The organism is Marimonas arenosa (assembly GCF_030848945.1).
Lineage (GTDB): Bacteria > Pseudomonadota > Alphaproteobacteria > Rhodobacterales > Rhodobacteraceae > Marimonas > Marimonas arenosa.
Genome location: NZ_JANHAX010000001.1, coordinates 419803 through 439052 on the forward strand (window position 1 = coordinate 419803; position 19250 = coordinate 439052).

Below are 19250 nucleotides of genomic sequence, written 5' to 3' on the forward strand. Positions count from 1 at the left end.
ATCCTGGGCCTCGAACCGTAGACGGCCATCACGGGTCTGCTCTCGACCGAAGGGTGGCACGGGCGATGGTCAGGTCCATCTTCTGCCCGGTCCACATTTCGAAGGCAGGAGCCGCCTGGAAGAGTTGCATACCCATGCCCGATACGATCTTGCACCCTCGTGCACTCGCCTCTTTCAACAGGCGGGTCATCTCCGGGACATAGACAAGATCGCAAACCACGAGCTCGGGCCGTAGTAGGTCGAGGCCGGGCAGAGCCGTCTGATCGATGGTGGCCTTCATCCCGATTGGCGTTCCATTGACCAGGATATCAGCGGTCGCCATCTGCTCTTTCAACAGTCTTTCATCGTCCAGATCGTGCAAGGCGAAAGTGCAATCGAGGCGGTCGTTCAGACGTGAAATCCGCTCCTCGGCAGCGTCGAAGAACGGGTCTTTCCGGTTGAAAATGGTGATACGGCGAACACCGTCGAGCGCAGCCTGGACCGCGACCGAAACCGCAGCCGCTCCAGCACCCAGAATGACCATGTGCCCGCCCGCATATTCCACACCAGCCTCGGCCAGAGACAGCATAAAACCCTCACCATCCGTGACATGGCCAGTCAGAACCCCGTCGTCATTCACGACAACATTGACGGCCCCGGCAAGCTCCGCCGCTGGCGTGAGACGGTCGAGATGGGGTATCACCGTCCGCTTGATCGGCATGGTGATGTTTGCGCCCCTCAGGTTCAAAAGGCGAATGGCCTTAACCGCGTTTTCGGCGTCTTCCTCTTTTACATCGAATGCCAGATACGCGAAGTCGAACCCCATCGCTTCAAAGCAGGTATTGTGCATCGTCGGCGAGTGGCTGTGAGATACCGGCGAGCCGAACAGACCGATCAACCGGGTTTTGCCGCTGATGCGGGAGGGTGTGAGTCCGGCTCCTTCGCCTGGCAATTCTTGATGATCTTTCACTGCGGCCTCCTGCGTCATTTGGCATTCTCTTTCCGCCCGAAAACTCGGGCCTTGGCCCAGGTCCAGAGAGGTGTCTGGGACACGAAGATCAGGATCACACCGAGGAAGAGGATGAGCGATAACGGGCTGGTCACGATGCTCTCGAAGAACCTGCCCAGGTCTTCGCGTTCGGTGATGATCGCCCGCCGCCAGTTGTCATCGAGCAGGCGCGATAGGATCACGCCCAGGATCACTGGGCCGAGCGGATAGCCATAATGACGCATGAAATAGCCGAAGATGCCAAAGCCCAGCATCCAGTAGACATCGGTGATCGAGTTGTTGACAGCGTAGGCCCCAACGATGCTGAGCAGCATGATCAGCGGGATCAGGACCGAACGGGGCATCTCGACGATCTTTGTGAAAAGCCGGATGCCGGTCAGGCCGAAGAACAGCATGAAGAAGTTCGCCATGACCAGGCAACCGACGATGAACCAGAACATGTCCGGCTGGTCGATCATCAGCATCGGTCCCGGGTTCAGGCCGTGAATAAACAGCGCCCCGATCATGATTGCGGTGACCGCATCGCCCGGAATGCCGAGCGTCATCATCGGGATAAAAGCCCCACCGACAGCGGAGTTATTGGCGGTCTCGGGGGCGACCAGGCCCTCCATGGCCCCATCTCCGAATTCCCGCTCTGGGTTCTTGGTGACACGCTTGGCGTGGTCATAGGCCATGAGGGCCGCGATATCGCCACCAGTGCCGGGAAGGGCCCCGATCACCACACCGATGGATGAGGTCTGCAAGGAAAGCGGAAGGTGTTTCTTGACCGTGGCCAGTGAAGGGACGATACGTTTGATCTTCTGTCGCACCGCATCTTTGTCCACGTGGTGCAACTGCAGAAGCGCCTCGGAAACCCCGAACATACCGATCATCACGGCGATGAAGGAAATACCGCCTTCCAGAAGCTGGAAATCGAAGGTGAACCGTTCGGCGAAAGTCAGCGGGTCACGGCCGACGGCACCAATGGCAATCCCCAAGGCACCGGCGAAGATGCCTTTGAGCAGGCTGCCTTGGCTGAGCGAGCCGACAAGCAGGATGCCGAGGATCGCCAGGAGCATGTAGTCCCGTGGCTGGAACCGCAGGGCGAAGTCCGAGACCAGCGGAGCGGCGAGGGCCAACACACCGATACCGATGAAACCACCAATGAAGGACATGACCGTGGTCACGCCGATGGCGGTTCCAGCCTCGCCCCGTTTGGCCATCGGATAACCGTCCAGAGCAGTCGCAATGGCCGAGGGCGCACCTGGGATATTCAGGAGGATCGCCGTGCGGGAGCCGCCGTAAACCCCGCCCATGTAGATGCCGATCATCAGGGCAATCGCCGGATACACATCCCAAGAGAAAGTGAAGGAGATCAGGATCGACACCGCCATGGTGACGGAGAGCCCGGGGATTGCTCCGACATAAACCCCAGCAAGAGTCCCGAGACCGACCAGCAGAAGAAGTTGCGGTTGGGTGAAAACCGTCAGGAAATCCATCAATGCAGTCATGACGCACCTCCGGACATCAGGCCCCGGAAGAATTGGATCACCTCGGCCTCAGGCACGATCCCGGACGGCATCAGAACAGTGAAGACGATCCGGAAGATGAGCCAGATCAGAAGCAGACTGAAGAGCGATACCGAAAGCGTCCAGACCCATCCTCGCCGGGCCAGGAGCTTGATAGCGATGACCAGGAACAGAGCGGATGTGGGCAGGAAACCGAGAGGTTTCAGCAAAACACCGTAGAGGACCAGGAAGGCAGCAAAGAGCATGACTGTCACGGGCAGGATGTCACGCAGGATGGTCTCGGTCTGGTCAAGCGGCAGGCGGGCGGTGTTGACCAGGACCAACAAGGCCGAGATGACCATGACGCTCGTGGTGGCCAGAGGAATGGATCGGGGGGAGGACAAGCCGTTGGGGCCAAAGGGGTTCTCGATCCCCCAAGCATTCCATACCAGATAGGCACTGGCCAGGACCATGACGGCGGCAAAGACCATCTCGCCTGGGCGACGCTTGTCTGGCTCTCCGCCCGGCGTTGCGTCAGATGTCCCGTCGTGATGCTCCGGATCGATGCGTTCCATTGGCTTGCTCTCCACAAAGCTGAATAGAAGGAAAAAGGCGTCGCACAGCCTGTTCGGTCATGCGACGCCCTTGGGTGTGACGGGACCAAACAGTCCCGTCTGGGAGATTACTCGCCCGGACGTGCGATACCGAAGTCCGCAGGCGACGCTTTGCTGAGGCCAGCGTCGTGCAGGAGCCAGGCCGTGCCCTGCTGCCATTTCGACAGGAACGCACTGGCCTCGTCACCCGAGATACCCATCAGGGTGAAGCCACGGCCTTCCATCAGGTCGATGAATTCCTGGTTCTTGGCACCTTCGGCATAGGCTGCGCCCAGCTTGGCGACAACATCATCCGGAGTGCCCTTGGGGGTGAAGACACCGAAGAACGGACCCCAGGGCAGGTAGGTGTTGTAACCGGCATTGGCGGCGGTCACGGCCTCGATGCCCGGAAGGTGCTTGTTCTCGGCGGTGTCGAAGACAGTCAGGGCCTTCATGTTGCCCGCACGGATACCTTCGATGGCGGCACCCAGAACGGCGGGCATCACGTCGATGGCACCACCTTGCAGGCCGGTCAGGGCCGGGCCATCGCCGTCATAGGGAACGCTGATCACGTCAAGTTCACCTTCGACCGCGCCGATCATGGCGTTGACGACCGACGGAAGTCCGCCGGGGCCGGTCGAGCCGAAACGAACCGTGCCGGGGTTGGCTTTGATGTGAGCGATCATCTCGCCATAGGTGTTGAAGGGCGCGTCGTTGTTGGCCACCAGCATCGGGGTGCCACGGGCCAGGATGTTGATCGGGATGAATTCGTTATAGTCCTTGTCGCCAAGACCCATGACTTTGTAGAGCATCGGGTTCTCGGCACCCATCAAAAGGGTGTAACCGTCAGCCGCCGAACCGGCGACGTGGTTCAGGGCGATGGCCCCAACCGCACCGGTCATGTTCTGCATGACGACTGTACCGCCCAGTGCCTTTTCGGCATGAGGCGTGACCGAGCGCATCACAGTGTCAGTAGAGCCACCGGCCCCCCACTGGATGATGCCTTGGATTTCTTTTTCGGGGTATTCGGCAACAGCCATGGTTGCCGAGAGTGCAAGCGCACCAACTGCGCTGATCAGCATTCGCTTCATGATGTCCTCCCATTGGGTCGCGAATAGATTTCACCGGGTCAGCCCGGTAGACGACATGGGGACAATCTCTAACGGGTGAAGTAACGTCAAATACAGATTTTTCACTCACATTAACTTGAAGTTAATTCGAGCGTCGGAACCAGGGGCCGTCTTCGACGGCTTTTGTGAGTTCACGGCGAAACTGACTGATCGTGAATTCCGCAAAGCCGGATAGGACGCGGCCCTTCTTCTTCGCAACGAAAGTCGAGATGCCTACGTCGTCGGAAAACGGTTTGCGCACCACACCCGGCATATAGACCTCGGCCACCGAGAACTCGTCGATCAGGGCGACACCCATGCCGTGTCTGACCAGACTGACAACCGTCTGTGCGAACCGCCCCCGCATCGAATGCTTTGGCTCCACCCCAGCGTCCCTGAACGGTTGTGCCAAAAGCCTTCCATAAGGATCATTGGGGTCAACGCCAATAAGGTCTTCCTCCACCAAGTCCTGAGTTGAGACAGAATCCTTGTTTGCAAGGGCATGGCCATCAGGCAGGATGACAACCAGACGGCCCTGGGCGATCTTCTCGTTTTCGATGGCCGCGTTCTGAACTTCCGTGCTCATGATCACAAACTCGCCACGTTCCAGAAGCAGGTAGTCCACCGTTTCCTCGATCTTGAGGATGTTCAGGTCGATGAACAGGTCGGGATAACGCGACCGCACCCGCTGCAACGCCCTGGCCGCAATGAACTGTGCAATCGATGGAGCCGAGGCAAAGGAAAGACCAACATCTTCGCCGCGTTGCAGGTCGTTGACCGCCGCCTGTAGGTTCTCGACGTTCTTGTAGACCTCGCCCACCTGGTCGAAGACCTTGCTGGCTTCAATCGACGGGATGAACAACCCGGCCTTGCGTTCAAAGAGGCGGATGCCGAGCGACTCCTCTGTATGTTTCACAAGCCTGCTGATCCCGGGGGCAGACACGTTCAACTGCTCTGCCGCACCACTGATCGTACCGGTCATCATGACGGCCCGCACAACTTCGATCTGTCTGAGTGTCAGTTCCGCCATGAAGCCCTCCCTGGAGTGAGATTAACATTAGGTTACGACATCACAAGAATAAACATTTGACGTTATGCGGGCCTGGCGAAATTTTGGGGTGACTAATACACGGGGAGTCCCTTGAGCCAATCACCAGAAACCCACGAAAGCTGCGATCTGCTGGTTGCCGGGTCTGGAGCGTCCGGCCTGGCCGCAGCAGTGACTGCTGCCCACATTGGTCTGAAAGTGATCGTCGCCGAGAAGGCGGATGTTCTGGGGGGCACGACGGCCTTGTCGGGCGGGTGGATATGGGCACCGTGCAATCCGGTGGCCAAGGCGCATGGTATCAATGAAGACCCAGAGGCACCACGTCGCTATCTCGAAGCTGTCCTCGGCAACAACTTCAATCCCGAACTCGTCGATGCCTTTCTGGCGGCGGCCCCTGAAATGGTCGGGTTCTTCGAGCAGAACACGGTCCTTCGTTTCGACCCAGGGTTGCACATACCCGACACCTACGGACACCAGCCCGGCGCGGGCACCGGCGGTCGATCCGTTATCGCCAAACCATATGACGGTCGCGATTTGGGGCGGGATATCAAACTGCTTCGACGACCGCTTCGGGAAACCAGTTTCTGGGGCATGACAATCCAGGCGGGGCCAGACCTGAAAGCCTTCATGACGGCGACCCGATCCCTGTCATCGGCCTTCTATGTGGCCCGCAGGCTCGGGTGGCATGTCCTCGATCTTGCGTTTCAGGGGCGCGGCATGCAGCTTCGCAACGGCAACGCCCTCGTTGCCCGCCTTGTTCGGTCCGCCATGGATGCCGGTGTCGAGTTTCGCCCCAGCCACGAGATCATTGATTTGGTGAGTGGACCGGATGGGGTCGCCGGTGCCGTCCTGAAAGACCGGCAAGGGGCTGTGTCAATCGACACCAGGCACGGCGTCATCCTCGCCAGCGGCGGATTTGCCAGCGATCCGGTGCGACGGGGCAAGAAGTTCCCATTCCCCGACATTCATCAGACGCTTGCTGTGCCGGAAGTGACCGGCGACGGAATGCTGTTGGGCGAGAAATCTGGCGGGTCCCAGTCAAGCTCTCTGGCCTCACCCGGCTCATGGTGCCCGGTCTCCGAAGTAACCTGGCCCGACGGATCGAAGGGTGTCTTCCCCCACATCATCGAACGCGGAAAACCCGGCGTCATCGGAGTTCTTCGCAGCGGGTCCCGGTTCTGCAATGAGGGCTTGGGGTACCATGATTACGTCAACGCCCTGATCGCGGCGACACCGGAAGGCGGAACGCCTGAGTCCTGGCTGATCTGCGATCATCGGTTCATCCGCAGATATGGGCTCGGCATCGTTCGCCCGGCCCCGGTTCCTCTTCGTCCCTGGTTGAAATCGGGCTACCTGAAGTCAGGCACGACCATCGCCGGTTTGGCCGAGATGTGTGGGATCGACCAGGACGGGCTGGACCAGACAATCGCAAGATACAACGCGGACGCCGAGCGTGGCGAGGACACCGAATTCGGGCGTGGAACCACGCCCTATATGAGGCTGCAAGGCGACCCTGATATCGGCCGCAACCCCTGCATGGCCCCCATCGCGAAGCCCCCATTCTATGCGGTGAAGGTCATTCCCGGTAGTTTCGGCACCTTCGCGGGGCTCCGCACCGACGGCTCTGCCCGAGTTTTGGATGATGCCAACCAACCGATTCCCGGCCTCTATGCGGTCGGCAACGACATGGCCAGCGTCATGGGCGGGCACTATCCGGCAGGCGGAATCAACCTTGGGCCCGCCCTCACCTTCGGGTTCATCGCCGGTCGCCATGCTGCGGGACAAGCACCATGACCCGTTTGCTTTCCCTCGCTCATCTGACGGCCATCGACCTGTCGCCGCCCGACCTGATCCACGAGGCTGCAAGAGCGGGCTTCGACGCGGCGGGGTTGCGTCTGATCCGAGTGACCGACACCAGCCCCGGCTATCCCCTGATGCGAAATCCGAAGCTGATGAAGGAAACCAAGGCCGCAATTCGGGAAACCGGGCTCCTCGTCCACGACATCGAGTTCGTCAAGATCGAACCGAACACCGACATTGACGCCCTCCTACCTTTCCTCGACGCCGGGGCCGAACTCGGTGCCCGAGAGGTCATCACCGCCCCATACGACCCCGACTTGTCACGATTGGCTGACCGGCTGGCCGCTTTGGACGAAAGGGCGAGAGATCGCGGTCTTGGTGTATCGCTGGAGTTCTTCCCCTGGACGGTCGTCCCTGACCTTGAGGCAGCATTGTCGGTGGTGACCGAGGCCGGACCGAATATCGGCATTCTGGTTGATTCTCTCCACTTCGACCGATCCTCCAGTTCACACCGGCTACTTGCTGACCTCCCGAGAGATCGGCTGCGCTTCGCCCACCTTTGCGACGCCCCTGTCTCCCCGCCATACTCGTCCGAGGACTTGCTCTTTGCAGGTCGTGACGAGCGCCTTCCCCCGGGGGAGGGCCAGATCGACCTCGTTTCATTCCTGAGTTTACTCCCGCGTGACCTTCCTCTGGGCTTGGAAGTGCCGATGACCAGGCGCACCAAAGAGGAAGGGAACCGGGCCGTTATCCAAGCCGCGTTTGCTGGTGCGAAGCACGTTCTTTCCGACTTGTCCGAAAAAGCTCACGATCTTCGTGAATGAATGAGATCATGAGAATAACCCCTTGCTTCATTGGGATCTTCGCGGTTTCCTGGAGCCCCCCCTACGGAACCCAATCTTTCCTAAAGCGGACTTCCGCTAAATGACGGGAAAGTCCCGCTTTTCTGACCTTAATGCCAAACGCGGCGAACGTCCGGTTCTTGCTGGTGCCTGAAGTGAAGGCATGATCGCGGCTTTATGTGTCAGGTTTTCTGACGTAATATGTCGGCATGGTCGAGAGAATTGATAACACGGCAGGATTCACCGCTGGTCAGGTATCCGCCCCTGTCTGGTCCGGCCTGACCGAAAAGCAGGAACTGTTTGCCCTCCGGGTCTCTGGTGCATCGCGCCATCGCAGACCATTGCGGATGACATGGATGATACCACTGAGAACCTTGCGGTCGTCAGACCTAGCAACGCCGCGTGGTTTCGGGAACAAATGCTTGAGGCGGTTTATGTGCTCTTGGTCGAGCCAGAATAGATGCGACATGGACGATCCTCCTGTCGCCCTTGAATCATGACGGCGTCGCCGATGGAAACGACCGACTGATGTTCGCTCAGTGTGGAGAACCCGTCATCCGACAAAAACCGTCAGATGACGGCAGAGAGCCCTTTCCGGAAGTGGCCCAGCCGGGGTCTTCGCAGATGCGGCATGAGCCCGACTGAACCTGACAGCTGCATCGCAGAAGGAATATAGGTCATTCGTGACCAGCGCAGCAATATCTCTGCCCCCGAAGTCCGCTTTGCGGACGAAGCAGCCATTCGTTGCGCCTGCGCCAAGGGCGGCTTTTGGGTCGACGGTCAAAACGGTCGCCTTGGCAGGCGGCGGACGCGTGTGAGCTTTGACGCATTCTGCTTGTGGCGCAGAGCAGACGTGTCTCTGAATGGCCCGTCTTTCTGATATGGTGCCCAGTCACAATTGCCAGATTTCGCTCGGGTCTTCCTTTGTGCGATGATACAACCATCGGTCCATGGTACGGGCCAAAAGGGCATCGCCGCTCAGAAACAGTCGCCCTTCATCCAGTTCCCGGGAGATTGTTGTTCGGCTCAGGAGGATTGCCGACAGTGAAACCCGATCCGTTTCGACGTACAGATCAACGTCGAGGCCCGGAATGGTCGTGCAAATCTCTGTCGCCGCGCCCGGCCGGATGAGCGCCCAGTAGGTGTCGTAGGCCAGTCCGGGATCGGAAAAACGAAACTGAATGACCACCTGCCGCTTTGGCAACTCATCCGTGTGGATGAGGTTGCGCATTTTCCACATCAAATTGGACACGTCAGTGTCAGCCAGCGCCGTCCTTGCTTCGATATTGCACTGCGCCCATGCCGCAAGGGCATCGAGCGCCGGTTCAAGATCGATCGCGCGCTGGGTCCGGATGTAGTCCACTTGACCGGTTGCAGGGTCTTCTATTCTCTCGATCAATCCATGCCCTTCGAGTTCCTTCAGTCGCTTTGACAGCAGCGCCGGAGAAATACTGCCAACGCTTCGTCTGATCTCGTTGAACTTGGTCGAGCCGCCCCACATCTCGGAGAGGATCGGAATGGTCCAACGCGGCTCCAAGACTTCGCAAGCGTGCGTAATCGCGCACAGAATTCCATATGGCTTGATTTTCACGGGATGTCTCCTTTCCCGTCAATGCTACAGTGCCAATGCCAATGCGATCCAGTTCACAATCTGTATCAGGGACGCTTCACAACCTGCACTACCCGGCACTCCGGCGTTTGCGTCAGTGTCAGTCCAAAGCCTGATGGAGAAGGACGAACCGATGCAGGACCCACATTTCATTGCTCACAAGACCTACCTGAAAGACTTGGAAGCTGCGGCAAGCTCAACCCATTTGCTCAGCCAGAGGGTTGGCAAAAACACTCCTCTGCTGAACAACAAGACAGCGGTCGTGCTCACTGTTTTCCTGGTGTGCGCCACGGTGCTTCCGTTCGCGATATGATCAGCACGCGGGTCTGTCCGCGCACCAAAGAGCGGACATAAGTACGCAGTGCAGCATCGCGTGAATTGGGCTCTTGGCCGCCGTTCGCTGCAGTCATTTCGAATGACCGCTGAGCGGACAAAGCCGCCCTCCGCATGTTTCTGCTGAATGTCCGGAGACGGCCCATACCGATGTTTTCGGTGGTGCCGCCCGCGGGTTCCGCACCGCCTTGGTAACCGATCACGGTTTGTTTTCCGGTCGCGATGCGATGCTTCATATCAAGCAAACCGACATTGTGCCTCACTATATCGCTCCAGCAGTTTGACCTTTTCCTAAGCCAGATATTCGTTTTCGCCTCGTCGACCGCTTGTCTAAAATACCTTTGTCAAAGCTGCGCGTGCAGCGAAAGTCCGGTTCTCCCGCCGTTCGTGCCGTTTGCTGCAGAGCTGTCTCCAATGACCAAGAAGGGCTCGTTCCGGACCTTCGCTGCAGACTGCACGGAGGTCTGGTAGGCGGACTTTGCTGCCGTTCGTATCGATCACACAGCCAAGGGCAGCAGCGCAACCAAAGCCACAAACACTGCAAAGGTTGCTGCCGCCTTTGGGATCTGAGCTGCCGTTCGCTGCGACCGGGTGAATCGACCGCTGTGCGGTGCAAAGCGTTTCTTGCTTCATGTGCTTATTTACCCGATCCCTCCGAGAGTCAGGCCTATTCGTAGGTCCATAGTTCCTGGTCGTATCTTTCCCATGTTCCATCTGGCCGTTCTCTACTCTCGAAATTGTAGGGGAACTGATTCCAAAGAACGACTTCGTTGGTTGGCGAGTTTAGAAGATAGGTCCGATTTGTTGTTTCCACCAAAAGGACCGCGTGATCGCCCCTTGGGTCAGCCAGCCCAGTTCCGGCAGCTTTTCTCGTTGGTCGAAAGACCCAGCCATCCTGCACTCTTGAACCTCGGCGAGTCGGGCGACCAAACAGTCACAAAGAGCCACGGATCATTGTCGGCCGTCCAATGCCCGTAGAGGACATTGTCGCCCGGCTCGATCCAGCCGACGATTGCGGATGCGGAATCCCGGCCGGAATGGAGAGACGTAACCGGCTCAAGCCAGCCGATGCAGCCGCTCTCGTATTCGTCCGCGACGGGCAGGTCGCGAAGGTTCCAACGGATCGCAATGTCCGGCAGATCCAGATTCCGTCGCTTGGTGTCGACTACGCAGCCGAGGGCACTCTCTCGTGCTCGGATGTCTTCAACCTGACGCCTTGCTTGCGCATTCAGGCTCACCTGCTCTCCTATACAACCACTGTTGTCGAACACTGACTGGCCCAATGGTGTGCGAAAACAGTAGCCGGCCCGATCCATGATCTGGTTCCTGGTGAACCATAGGTCGTCACAGACATCGGCTGATGCCGGCGTTGAAGCAGCGAGCAGCAGGGCAGATAAAAGTCGACGCATCATCATACATGCATGACAACAGCTTGCCGGAACGTCAATTGGGTTGAAGAGCCAGGCTACTTTCCAATTGGGAACAAGCCGGAGGTTGTTTCACGACCTAACCGGCTGGCATTATATTTTGCGACCGGTACTACGCCCGCTAGTCGAAATCGGACATTTCGAGCCCACCGTCGCTGTCGCCGGCGTTCCGAAGAAAACGAACGACTATAAATCCCAGGCCTATGAGGAGTACACCGACGGCAACGAAGACGATTGGAAGCAAATAAACAGACCAGAACCCACTCACACGAACAGTCTGCGGATCGTCCGGATTATAAAGAATCTGAACCCTTGCGCCGATCGGATAATCGTACGACGAGGATGCCGCAACGGTCTTAGCATTGCGCTTGACGCCATCTACGGCGGAGTATTCGAAAGTTGGCCGATAAGTAACCGACTCTGAACCGGTTTCGGAATCAAAGCTGCGGTCGATCTCGATGTCGACGACGGTCCCGGTTGTCGTCACTGCGACAGCAGCGAACTGCGTGGCCTGGTACAGCATGAAAACCCCGATCACCGTGAACAAAAGGCCGAAACCCGCCAGGCTGCTACCGACTATAGCGATCGTCTTTGTCTTGGAGCCCGAATTGCTCATGCTGAGTCCCCCATTATGCAAAGTGAAGGAAAAGTATTGCTGGTAGACACGGGTAATCAAGCCATGTCTTGACTTTCCTTGCTTTGCCAGACGTGTGAAATCGATAATCGGCAATTTTGCGGGTTTGGGTCAACACGACAAAACAAAATTCTGGAAAACAGGATCTAGCTTCAGGTCCGCTTCGGGCTCGATCCGGCCGTTCGCTGCGGCTGTGCGGCAGCGACCCTGCCAACCAGACCGGCATCAACGCCGTTCACGGCCCATACCTGCCAATCACCGCCTGTCTGGTCGCTGCAGCGCAGCTTCCCCGAACCGGACGTTCACATGAAGAATCAGCATTTGCCCAGGGCGAACGACCGCAACGCGGGACGTAGCGGTCGTTCGGACCTACATGGTCGCGCGATTTTTTCGGACGTTGAAAAAGGGCGCTAGAGTGTGGTTCACTAAGTGTTATTCGACGCATTTTTCGGAAGGGGCCCGCCATGCGGTGGAGATATTTTCTAGCCACTGTGATTTCAGCAGTATTCGTTTCAACTTCGTCCGTCAGGGCCAGTGAAAACGTCATGGTCGTTTTCGACGGCTCAAATTCCATGTGGGGCCAGATCGACGGAAAGGCCAAAATCGAAATTGCCCGCGAGGTGATGGACAAACTGCTTGGTGAGTGGGTTGATGATCGAAATGTGGGCCTGATGGCCTACGGACACAGGCGTCGCGGCGACTGCGGTGACATCGAGGTTTTAGTGGCGCCGGGCCTCGGCGCGCTGCAGAGCATTCTGGACCAGGTGAACTCCATCTCGCCAACCGGGAAAACGCCATTGACGGATGCCGTCGAGCAGGCCGCGCAGGCGCTTTCCTATACCGATCAACCGGCAACGGTTGTTCTAATTTCCGATGGCCTAGAAAGCTGCGACCGTGACCCATGCGCGTTGGCGGCGGCGCTGGAGAAGAGCGGCGTTGCTTTCACCGCACATGTCGTTGGCTTCGGGCTCGGCAGCGACGATGACGTCAGTTCGCTGGCCTGTATCGCGGAAAACACCGGCGGCGAGTATATCACTGCCACCAATGCTGAAGAGCTTAGCAAAGCATTTGACGTGGTCGGCGCAGCCGTTGCCGAAGCGGCGCCGAAACCCGAGCCTGAACCCGAACCGCAACCAGACGTGCCATCCGTGGCCGTGACCGGGCCGGAGACCGCCGTCGGCGGATCGGAGATCACGGTAACCTGGGATCCGACCATCGAAGAGGGCGACTATATCAACATCGTCCCCGTCGGCTCGGACCCCGACGTATTCGGGCCCTATACCCGCATTGGCAATTCGACAGAGGTCAAATTGTCGGTTCTCGGCGAGCAAGGTCTCTATGAAATCCGCTATGTACACGGGACCAGCAAAAAGGTTCTTGGACAATCTGATCTCGAAATCACCAGGCCGGAAGTGGAGCTTTCGGCTGTCGATGTCGTGGAAACCGGCGCATCGTTCGAGGTCTCCTGGACACCGACAATCAATCGCAGAGACTATGTCTCGATCGTCCCCTTGGGCGCGGATGCGGGCGAGTTCGGGAATTACCTGACGGTCAGAAAAGAATCCGAAGGCGACCTGCGTGCACCGGCCGACCCGGGACTCTACGAGATCAGGTACATCCTGAATGTCGACAAACGCACCGTTGCCTCGCGTCAGATCGAGGTCAGCGATCCTCAGGTGACCTTGCAGATACCTGACGCTGCACAAACCGGCGCGTCCTTCGATGTCAGCTGGGCGGGAACCGTCAACAGCCAAGACTATATCACGATTGTCCCCCTGGGGGCCGACGAAGGGGAATTCGGTAAATACTTCGTCGTCCGTGACAAGTCCGAAGGCGAACTTAAGGCTCCGGCCGAGGCCGGGATGTACGAGGTACGCTACGTGCTTCGTGAGGGGAAAAAGACCTTGGCCAGTGAAACGATGGAGGTCACGACACCATCGGTTAAGGTTTCCGGTCCGGCCTCGGTGATCACCGGTGCGAAGTTTGATGTGTCCTGGACCGGTACCGTCAGCCCGCAAGACTACATGGCCATTGTGCCCGCCGACTCAGATGAGGGTGAGTTTGGAAACTACATTGTTGTTCGCGACAAAGGAACCGGAACGCTCACAGCGCCGGCAGATCCGGGCCTCTACGAGTTGCGCTATATCCTTCGCGAAGGGCAAAAAACGATCGCCAGCGCGAACATCGAAGTAACAGAGCCCGAGGTGACCATCACCGCGCCTGAAACCGCTCTGGCGGGTGGCAAGTTCGAGGTTTCCTGGACCGGCGCCATCAGTCCCAATGACTATATCAATATCGTGCCCATGGGCACCGACGAAGGCGAATTCGGCAACTATTTCGTGGTTAGGTCCAACAGCAAGGGCGATTTGCAGGCCCCCGCCGACACCGGGCTCTATGAAATCCGGTATGTTCTGCGAGAGGGAACGAAAACCATTGCAACAACAATGGTTGAGATTGTCGAACCCGAAGTCTCTGTTTCCGCCCCAAGTGAAGTTCGCGCCGGCGCGGAATTGCGGGTCACTTGGACGGGTACAGTCAGCACGTCCGACTATATCAACTTCGTGTCCGCGGGGACGCCCGACGACGAATTCGGCACGTACAAACAGGTCGGGGACAAGTCGAAATACGACATCACCGTCCCAGACGAAACCGGCCTCTACGAGGTCCGTTATGTGCTGCGGGAGGGGTCTCGTGTTCTGGCACGGGCGACGGTCGAGGTTCTGGCCAAAGACGCGCAGCTGAGCACCGGCGCAGCCATCGATGCGCCCGAATCCGCGGCGGCCGGATCGACGATTAAGGTGGGTTGGACAATCGACAACGCCAGTGCTGATCAGCGCATCACCGTGGCGCGTGGCGAGCAGGCGATTTTCACCTGGATTTCAGCGAAAAAGATCTCCGGCGACCCGCCGATGGAAATCACAATGCCAGATGAGCCTGGAGTCTACGAGATACGAATTCTCGACCTTGCGAACAAGGAGGTCCTGGCACGCAAGGCGATCCGCTTGGAATAGGTCGGCCGCTCAAATCAGCCCCATGGCGCACGTGTTGTGACTACCCAACCGGTTGACCACCCTGACAGAACTAAAAGCGACTGATGATGCAGGGCTATTCAAGGCCGGGTTCGGGCTCGAAGCCGCCGTACGCTGTGACAGGTGCTGATGGCCGCTACGCGGACAAACCGCCGCGTAGAATTGACCCGCCGATCTGATAGACCGACGGGCCGGACATATCGAAATTGTCCGCTCACGGACACCTCTTGCTAGTCCAACAAAATGTAAACCATGTGACCGTTTTCTGGATCATCAGTGACCTTCTTGAGAAGGCCCACTCTGCGTACCAAGCTGCCGCTACGTTGCGCGTCACTCGGCGGTTCGCCTCAGGTGCCGCCAAGGCTTTTCTATACCCGCCGCAGCATCCAGTGCATCCAAACGTCGAAGGCTTTCCGGTGACCAGGTTGCATCCACGTCATAGAAGACTTCCGAGGACTTGTCCTTGGGTGGCAGAATAACCCAGTCCTGTTTTGCTGACGTAAAGATATGCACGTCAGGCGGCATCAGGTTCGGGCGATCCAGCGACCCAACGCGTATTAACCTGATACGATCTTTTAGTCCGCCCATATAGTAGTTACTCCAAACTGCTACCCGACAATTCGGACAACGAGCTATGGTCTGCCCCTTGCCGCTTGGAGACGGGACGGTGATTTCTTTGACCTCTCCAGATGTGAGTTCCACGCGATCTGCTTCTATTAAGGCATTTACAGCAAATGCGCTTCCGCTTTGGCGCTGACACCAACTGCAATGGCAGCAGTGAACGATCATCGGTTCGGAAATTACCTGATAACGCACGTGGCCACAGGTGCAGCCGCCTTCACATGTCTCGTATTGTTCCACTGACTCTCCCCCCGCAATTGTCATTTCCAAGCGGTTACACCCTCGGCGGTCCAGGGCGGTGTGTCCACCGGACTTTGGGTGAAATCCCATTGACCGCTCTGGGCTCCTAGCGGTCATGCGGCGATGCAGAGGAATCCTTGAAATCGTCTAGGGTGCCAACGTCGATCACGGCCTAAACGGGCCGTTCACGGCCTTCCCGGTCGCTGCAGCGCAGCTTCCCCAAACCGGACCTTCGCGGGCCGATGCGGGATTTGCCCAGGGCAAACGACCGCTACACGGAACGAAGCTGCCATCGGCGTGGCAGCTGCCGACATCAGTTTCCAGTCAGTTTCGTGGCTGATTGGGGTTACAGGCGATTTTTGCAGAGATTTGGACCAAGGTACCTAATCCGGGCGAGGCAACTGCAAGCTGTAGGCGAAATCGATAGCCACTTGCTCGTTTGTACCGGAAAATACCATCATAGCACGGCATCAATCTGGTGGAGTTACAGAGCCAATGAACAATTCCGTGCTCGCTACATCGGTGGCGCTTCCATGCGGCACAACGCTGCCCAACCGGATTGCCAGAAGTGCCATGACCGAGGCGCTGGCGGATAGATACGACAACCCGACCGAGGCGCTTTGCCGTCTCTACCGGAGATGGTCCAATGGCGGTTATTCGCTTCAGCTAACAGGCAATGTAATGGTCGACCGGCGCTTCCTGGAGCGACCTGGCAATGTTGTCGTCGAGGATGAGCGAGCCTTCGACTCTTTGCGTAGTTGGGTGGATGCAGCCAAATCCGGAGGCAGTCAGGTGTGGATGCAAATCAGCCATCCAGGACGGCAGTGCCCGATGGTCGTCAACGCTCACCCGCTGTCCCCATCTGAAGAAAAGCTCAGAATTCTAGGTTTCTATGGCCGCCCCCGGGCAATGACGCCTGATGACATAGAGGAGGCCATCAACCGTTATGCGAAAACCGCAGTCATCGCCCGGAAAGCGGGTTTTGACGGCGTCCAGATTCATGGCGCTCACGGTTATCTCATTAGCCAGTTCCTATCGCCTTTGACAAATCGCCGCACCGATGAATGGGGTGGCTCACTGGAAAATCGCGCTCGCTTCTTGCGGCGGGTCTATGCGGCTATGCGTGAGGCGGTCGGACCCGATTACCCCGTCGCCGTTAAATTGAACTCAGCAGATTTCCAGAAAGGTGGGTTCTCACTTGGAGACTGCGCGCGGGTGGCGCGTTGGCTGGAAGCAGACGGAATTGACCTGATTGAACTTTCTGGCGGAACCTATGAACAGATGAGTATGTTCAGGGGTCCGGTTGAGGATCAGCGTGAGAGCACCAGGCGTAGAGAAGCCTATTTCATGGAATATGCCCGTGAGGTACGAGCCGCAGTACGCATTCCGATCATGGTCACAGGTGGATTCCGCAGCAGCGAAGCAATGGAACGCGCCATCAGTGAGGACGGGATCGACATGGTCGGGATCGCGCGACCGACCTGTGTTCAGCCAGATGCGGCTTCGCGATTGCTTAAAGGGGATGTAGCGCGGATTGGGATAGATGAGGCCGGGCTAGCTATGGGGAAGGGTCGACTCGGGCTCAACACGAACAACTGGCTTGTCAACCTGGTCAATACTGTGTCGCGGGTCGAGTACCACTGTTGGCAAATGACCCGAATGTCACGCGGCGAAGAACCTCAGACACATGGCCGCGCAAATGCACTGGGATATTTCTTATGGTACCTCGGAAGAACGACTTTTCTAGCTATTCGACGGAGGATCCCATGATCGAGAGGCTGAAGAGAAAATCAGTTCTTAGATTGATCTTTATGCTCACCATTGGAGTCAGTCGAGATGCGATGACTCACTGGTGAGCAATCTTTTACCTGAAGCTCGGAATGGCCCTCAGCGGCCAAGTGAATCAGGGTATGCTTTGGGCCGTTTGTGCTGGTTCTGCCTTAGCCCAAGAAAACTGATTTCTCCGCGTAGCTCAGATCTTTTTCTACTGCAGGGATTGACCGCCAGGAGCCCAGTGCGACGATTGGTGTCCGCTTCCGATTACCCATCTATGGATGCAGCGGTAGTGTGTCTCTCCAACAGAGTTTCGGCGGACATCAGAGTGGTGAAAACAGCTGGCAAAACTGTGATCGCCCAGAGTTGAGGTGATAGCCCCCAATGCACGAAGGTCAGGCTTCCTGCAACAATCACGGCAAAAGCAACGTGAACCGTAGCTCTGTCAACAAGTCCGATTAGATTAGCCGATCGCCCATTAAGCCAAATGGGTAATAGCAGAAGACAACACGCTGGCATGAGCAGAAGCACGGAAAACAGGTGAGTCTTTAGCAAGAAAAACGCTGACCAAAGCGTCGAACTGCTCCCTATATTCGCCGGTATCATTAGAACAAAGAAAACTGTCATCAGGACTGTTGTAATCATCCATGCAAAAATGGCTGCCGCTAGCACAAAGACCAGTGAATTAACAGAAACGCGCAAACCAACCATGCCGTCGCCTCCTGAATGCCTTTGCAGGGTACTACAAATCGACGCTTCCTCCAAATCCGATGCCGGCACTTCGACGCAACAATTAGAAATACTGCCTGACTGGAAACCGCTAGATGCAGCCTGAAGCTACAGGCCGCCTAATTTGGAACCCAGCTGGACGGATTCACTCAAGATCTTGTCAAATGCGCATTCGGCAGGGTGAAACATGGTTCTTGCCACAAACGCCCTGATCACGATTTTCTCCTGCGTAGGAACCTTAACAGCTGCTAGGAGGGCTAAGTATGCTTTCGCTGCAGTTGCGCCTATGAACGCTTTTGTCTTGGGGACCGAAACCGTTCGTGTTCGCCTCGGCTATCGGTTAGATTCCGAGAATGCACGGGACAAACCGGCGACATGGAGGGACTAAATGCGGCGTAGATTACAAATCGTAATGGGGGTGCTCAGCGTCGTGCCTTTAGCCTTCGGCCTCATGAACACCGTCGGCGGCGCCGGGCTCCTCGTGCCACAAGATGCCGTAACTGCAGCGATGGACAGCCAGTTCCGTTTTCAGTCAGCCTGGTATCTAGCGCTGGCAGTCATAATTTGGTGGATGATCCCGCAGGTCGAGCGGCAGACGGCGTTGTTTCGCATCATTGTCGCGTTCCTGTTTATAGGAGGGCTGGCACGCGTATGGTCAGCGACAACCTTGGGAATGCCACCGGGCGACATGTTCGCGGGGATGGTGCTAGAACTGTGCTTGCCTATCTTGATCCCTTGGCAGGCGCGTGTTGCCCGCGAAGCCGCCAGCTAAAGCATGGCAGGGCTGATGCCCTCAACTGCTCAAATGATCGATGACGGTCTCGATCCTGAGGACAAGGCCTTTGCTCATCGAACAAGGTGTTCTGTCCGCCGTTTCTCGAATACGAACCCGTGGTCAAAATCGAATTTGATGTTGTCACTTCAATACTGATACCGAATCTGCCATTAACCCTGATTGAAACATGTGGCATTTTAGGGTTTTTAACCA

17 protein-coding genes are annotated in these 19250 nt (G+C 57.4%); 6 read left to right on the forward strand and 11 right to left on the reverse strand.

The window, feature by feature from the left end; all coding sequences use genetic code 11:
- Positions 1 to 28: 28 nt before the first annotated feature.
- From aroE to NO357_RS02115, 5 genes are all read right to left on the reverse strand, one after another.
- Positions 29 to 967, reverse strand: a complete 939-nt coding sequence (gene aroE / locus NO357_RS02095; RefSeq protein WP_306733956.1) for a shikimate dehydrogenase — start codon at positions 965 to 967, stop codon at positions 29 to 31.
- Positions 964 to 2478 carry a tripartite tricarboxylate transporter permease gene (locus tag NO357_RS02100; RefSeq protein WP_306733957.1) on the reverse strand — a complete coding sequence of 505 codons (1515 nt, stop codon included), beginning with the start codon at positions 2476 to 2478 and terminating at the stop codon, positions 964 to 966. Before NO357_RS02100 ends, aroE begins: the two co-directional genes overlap by 4 nt.
- Positions 2475 to 3050, reverse strand: coding sequence for a tripartite tricarboxylate transporter TctB family protein (locus NO357_RS02105; RefSeq protein ID WP_306733958.1), 576 nt, complete (start codon positions 3048 to 3050; stop codon positions 2475 to 2477). The genes NO357_RS02100 and NO357_RS02105 overlap by 4 nt, the downstream gene beginning before the upstream one ends.
- A 107-nt stretch (positions 3051 to 3157) precedes the next feature.
- A complete protein-coding gene (locus NO357_RS02110; RefSeq protein WP_306733959.1) occupies positions 3158 to 4159 on the reverse strand; it encodes a tripartite tricarboxylate transporter substrate binding protein in 1002 nt (333 codons plus the stop codon).
- 121 nt (positions 4160 to 4280) lie between these two features.
- Positions 4281 to 5207 carry a LysR family transcriptional regulator gene (locus NO357_RS02115; RefSeq protein WP_306733960.1) on the reverse strand — a complete coding sequence of 309 codons (927 nt, stop codon included), beginning with the start codon at positions 5205 to 5207 and terminating at the stop codon, positions 4281 to 4283.
- A gap of 111 nt (positions 5208 to 5318) precedes the next feature.
- Between NO357_RS02115 and NO357_RS02120 the strand changes: the two genes are divergently transcribed.
- A complete protein-coding gene (locus NO357_RS02120) occupies positions 5319 to 7019 on the forward strand; it encodes an FAD-dependent oxidoreductase (protein ID WP_306733961.1) in 1701 nt (566 codons plus the stop codon).
- Positions 7016 to 7849, forward strand: coding sequence for a sugar phosphate isomerase/epimerase family protein (locus NO357_RS02125; protein ID WP_306733962.1), 834 nt, complete (start codon positions 7016 to 7018; stop codon positions 7847 to 7849). Before NO357_RS02120 ends, NO357_RS02125 begins: the two co-directional genes overlap by 4 nt.
- Before the next feature lie 268 nt (positions 7850 to 8117).
- On the opposite strand, the gene NO357_RS02130 is transcribed toward NO357_RS02125, so the two are convergent.
- Positions 8118 to 8336, reverse strand: a complete 219-nt coding sequence (locus NO357_RS02130; protein ID WP_376744337.1) for a transposase — start codon at positions 8334 to 8336, stop codon at positions 8118 to 8120.
- A 423-nt stretch (positions 8337 to 8759) separates the two neighbouring features.
- Entirely contained in the window at positions 8760 to 9458 is a 699-nt protein-coding gene (locus NO357_RS02135) for a winged helix-turn-helix transcriptional regulator (RefSeq protein WP_306733963.1), read from the reverse strand.
- A gap of 151 nt (positions 9459 to 9609) precedes the next feature.
- Here NO357_RS02135 and NO357_RS02140 point away from each other — a divergent pair, with 151 nt between their 5' ends.
- Complete coding sequence (locus tag NO357_RS02140; RefSeq protein WP_306733964.1) at positions 9610 to 9789, forward strand: hypothetical protein; 180 nt, start codon at positions 9610 to 9612, stop codon at positions 9787 to 9789.
- A gap of 862 nt (positions 9790 to 10651) precedes the next feature.
- On the opposite strand, the gene NO357_RS02145 is transcribed toward NO357_RS02140, so the two are convergent.
- Together NO357_RS02145 and NO357_RS02150 are read right to left on the reverse strand one after the other, a co-directional pair.
- Positions 10652 to 11224, reverse strand: a complete 573-nt coding sequence (locus tag NO357_RS02145) for a DUF4453 domain-containing protein (protein ID WP_306733965.1) — start codon at positions 11222 to 11224, stop codon at positions 10652 to 10654.
- A 133-nt stretch (positions 11225 to 11357) separates the two neighbouring features.
- Positions 11358 to 11852 carry a DUF3592 domain-containing protein gene (locus tag NO357_RS02150; protein WP_306733966.1) on the reverse strand — a complete coding sequence of 165 codons (495 nt, stop codon included), beginning with the start codon at positions 11850 to 11852 and terminating at the stop codon, positions 11358 to 11360.
- Between the two features lie 563 nt (positions 11853 to 12415).
- On the opposite strand from NO357_RS02150, the gene NO357_RS02155 reads away from it, so the two are divergent.
- Complete coding sequence (locus NO357_RS02155) at positions 12416 to 14881, forward strand: VWA domain-containing protein (protein WP_306733967.1); 2466 nt, start codon at positions 12416 to 12418, stop codon at positions 14879 to 14881.
- 348 nt (positions 14882 to 15229) lie between these two features.
- Here the strand turns inward: NO357_RS02155 and NO357_RS02160 are convergent, their stop codons facing one another.
- Positions 15230 to 15760, reverse strand: a complete 531-nt coding sequence (locus NO357_RS02160; protein WP_306733968.1) for a GFA family protein — start codon at positions 15758 to 15760, stop codon at positions 15230 to 15232.
- Positions 15761 to 16255: 495 nt separating this feature from the next.
- On the opposite strand from NO357_RS02160, the gene NO357_RS02165 reads away from it, so the two are divergent.
- Positions 16256 to 17530, forward strand: a complete 1275-nt coding sequence (locus NO357_RS02165; protein WP_306733969.1) for an NADH:flavin oxidoreductase/NADH oxidase family protein — start codon at positions 16256 to 16258, stop codon at positions 17528 to 17530.
- A 481-nt stretch (positions 17531 to 18011) separates the two neighbouring features.
- On the opposite strand, the gene NO357_RS02170 is transcribed toward NO357_RS02165, so the two are convergent.
- Positions 18012 to 18182 (reverse strand): hypothetical protein, encoded by a 171-nt coding sequence (locus NO357_RS02170; protein WP_306733970.1) that lies wholly within the window; start codon positions 18180 to 18182, stop codon positions 18012 to 18014.
- A gap of 468 nt (positions 18183 to 18650) precedes the next feature.
- Here NO357_RS02170 and NO357_RS02175 point away from each other — a divergent pair, with 468 nt between their 5' ends.
- Positions 18651 to 19034, forward strand: a complete 384-nt coding sequence (locus NO357_RS02175; RefSeq protein ID WP_306733971.1) for a DUF4345 domain-containing protein — start codon at positions 18651 to 18653, stop codon at positions 19032 to 19034.
- Positions 19035 to 19250 lie beyond the last annotated feature (216 nt).

Excerpts from the sequence above, each read along its gene's own strand:
- aroE (WP_306733956.1), bottom strand. The coding sequence starts at position 967 with ATGACGCAGGAGGCCGCAGTGAAAGATCATCAAGAATTGCCAGGCGAA.
- NO357_RS02100 (WP_306733957.1), bottom strand. The coding sequence starts at position 2,478 with ATGACTGCATTGATGGATTTCCTGACGGTTTTCACCCAACCGCAACTT.
- NO357_RS02105 (WP_306733958.1), bottom strand. The coding sequence starts at position 3,050 with ATGGAACGCATCGATCCGGAGCATCACGACGGGACATCTGACGCAACG.
- NO357_RS02110 (WP_306733959.1), bottom strand. The coding sequence starts at position 4,159 with ATGAAGCGAATGCTGATCAGCGCAGTTGGTGCGCTTGCACTCTCGGCA.
- NO357_RS02115 (WP_306733960.1), bottom strand. The coding sequence starts at position 5,207 with ATGGCGGAACTGACACTCAGACAGATCGAAGTTGTGCGGGCCGTCATG.
- NO357_RS02125 (WP_306733962.1), top strand. The coding sequence starts at position 7,016 with ATGACCCGTTTGCTTTCCCTCGCTCATCTGACGGCCATCGACCTGTCG.
- NO357_RS02130 (WP_376744337.1), bottom strand. The coding sequence starts at position 8,336 with ATGTCGCATCTATTCTGGCTCGACCAAGAGCACATAAACCGCCTCAAG.
- NO357_RS02140 (WP_306733964.1), top strand. The coding sequence starts at position 9,610 with ATGCAGGACCCACATTTCATTGCTCACAAGACCTACCTGAAAGACTTG.
- NO357_RS02145 (WP_306733965.1), bottom strand. The coding sequence starts at position 11,224 with ATGATGATGCGTCGACTTTTATCTGCCCTGCTGCTCGCTGCTTCAACG.
- NO357_RS02150 (WP_306733966.1), bottom strand. The coding sequence starts at position 11,852 with ATGAGCAATTCGGGCTCCAAGACAAAGACGATCGCTATAGTCGGTAGC.
- NO357_RS02155 (WP_306733967.1), top strand. The coding sequence starts at position 12,416 with ATGGTCGTTTTCGACGGCTCAAATTCCATGTGGGGCCAGATCGACGGA.
- NO357_RS02165 (WP_306733969.1), top strand. The coding sequence starts at position 16,256 with ATGAACAATTCCGTGCTCGCTACATCGGTGGCGCTTCCATGCGGCACA.
- NO357_RS02170 (WP_306733970.1), bottom strand. The coding sequence starts at position 18,182 with ATGGATGATTACAACAGTCCTGATGACAGTTTTCTTTGTTCTAATGAT.
- NO357_RS02175 (WP_306733971.1), top strand. The coding sequence starts at position 18,651 with ATGCGGCGTAGATTACAAATCGTAATGGGGGTGCTCAGCGTCGTGCCT.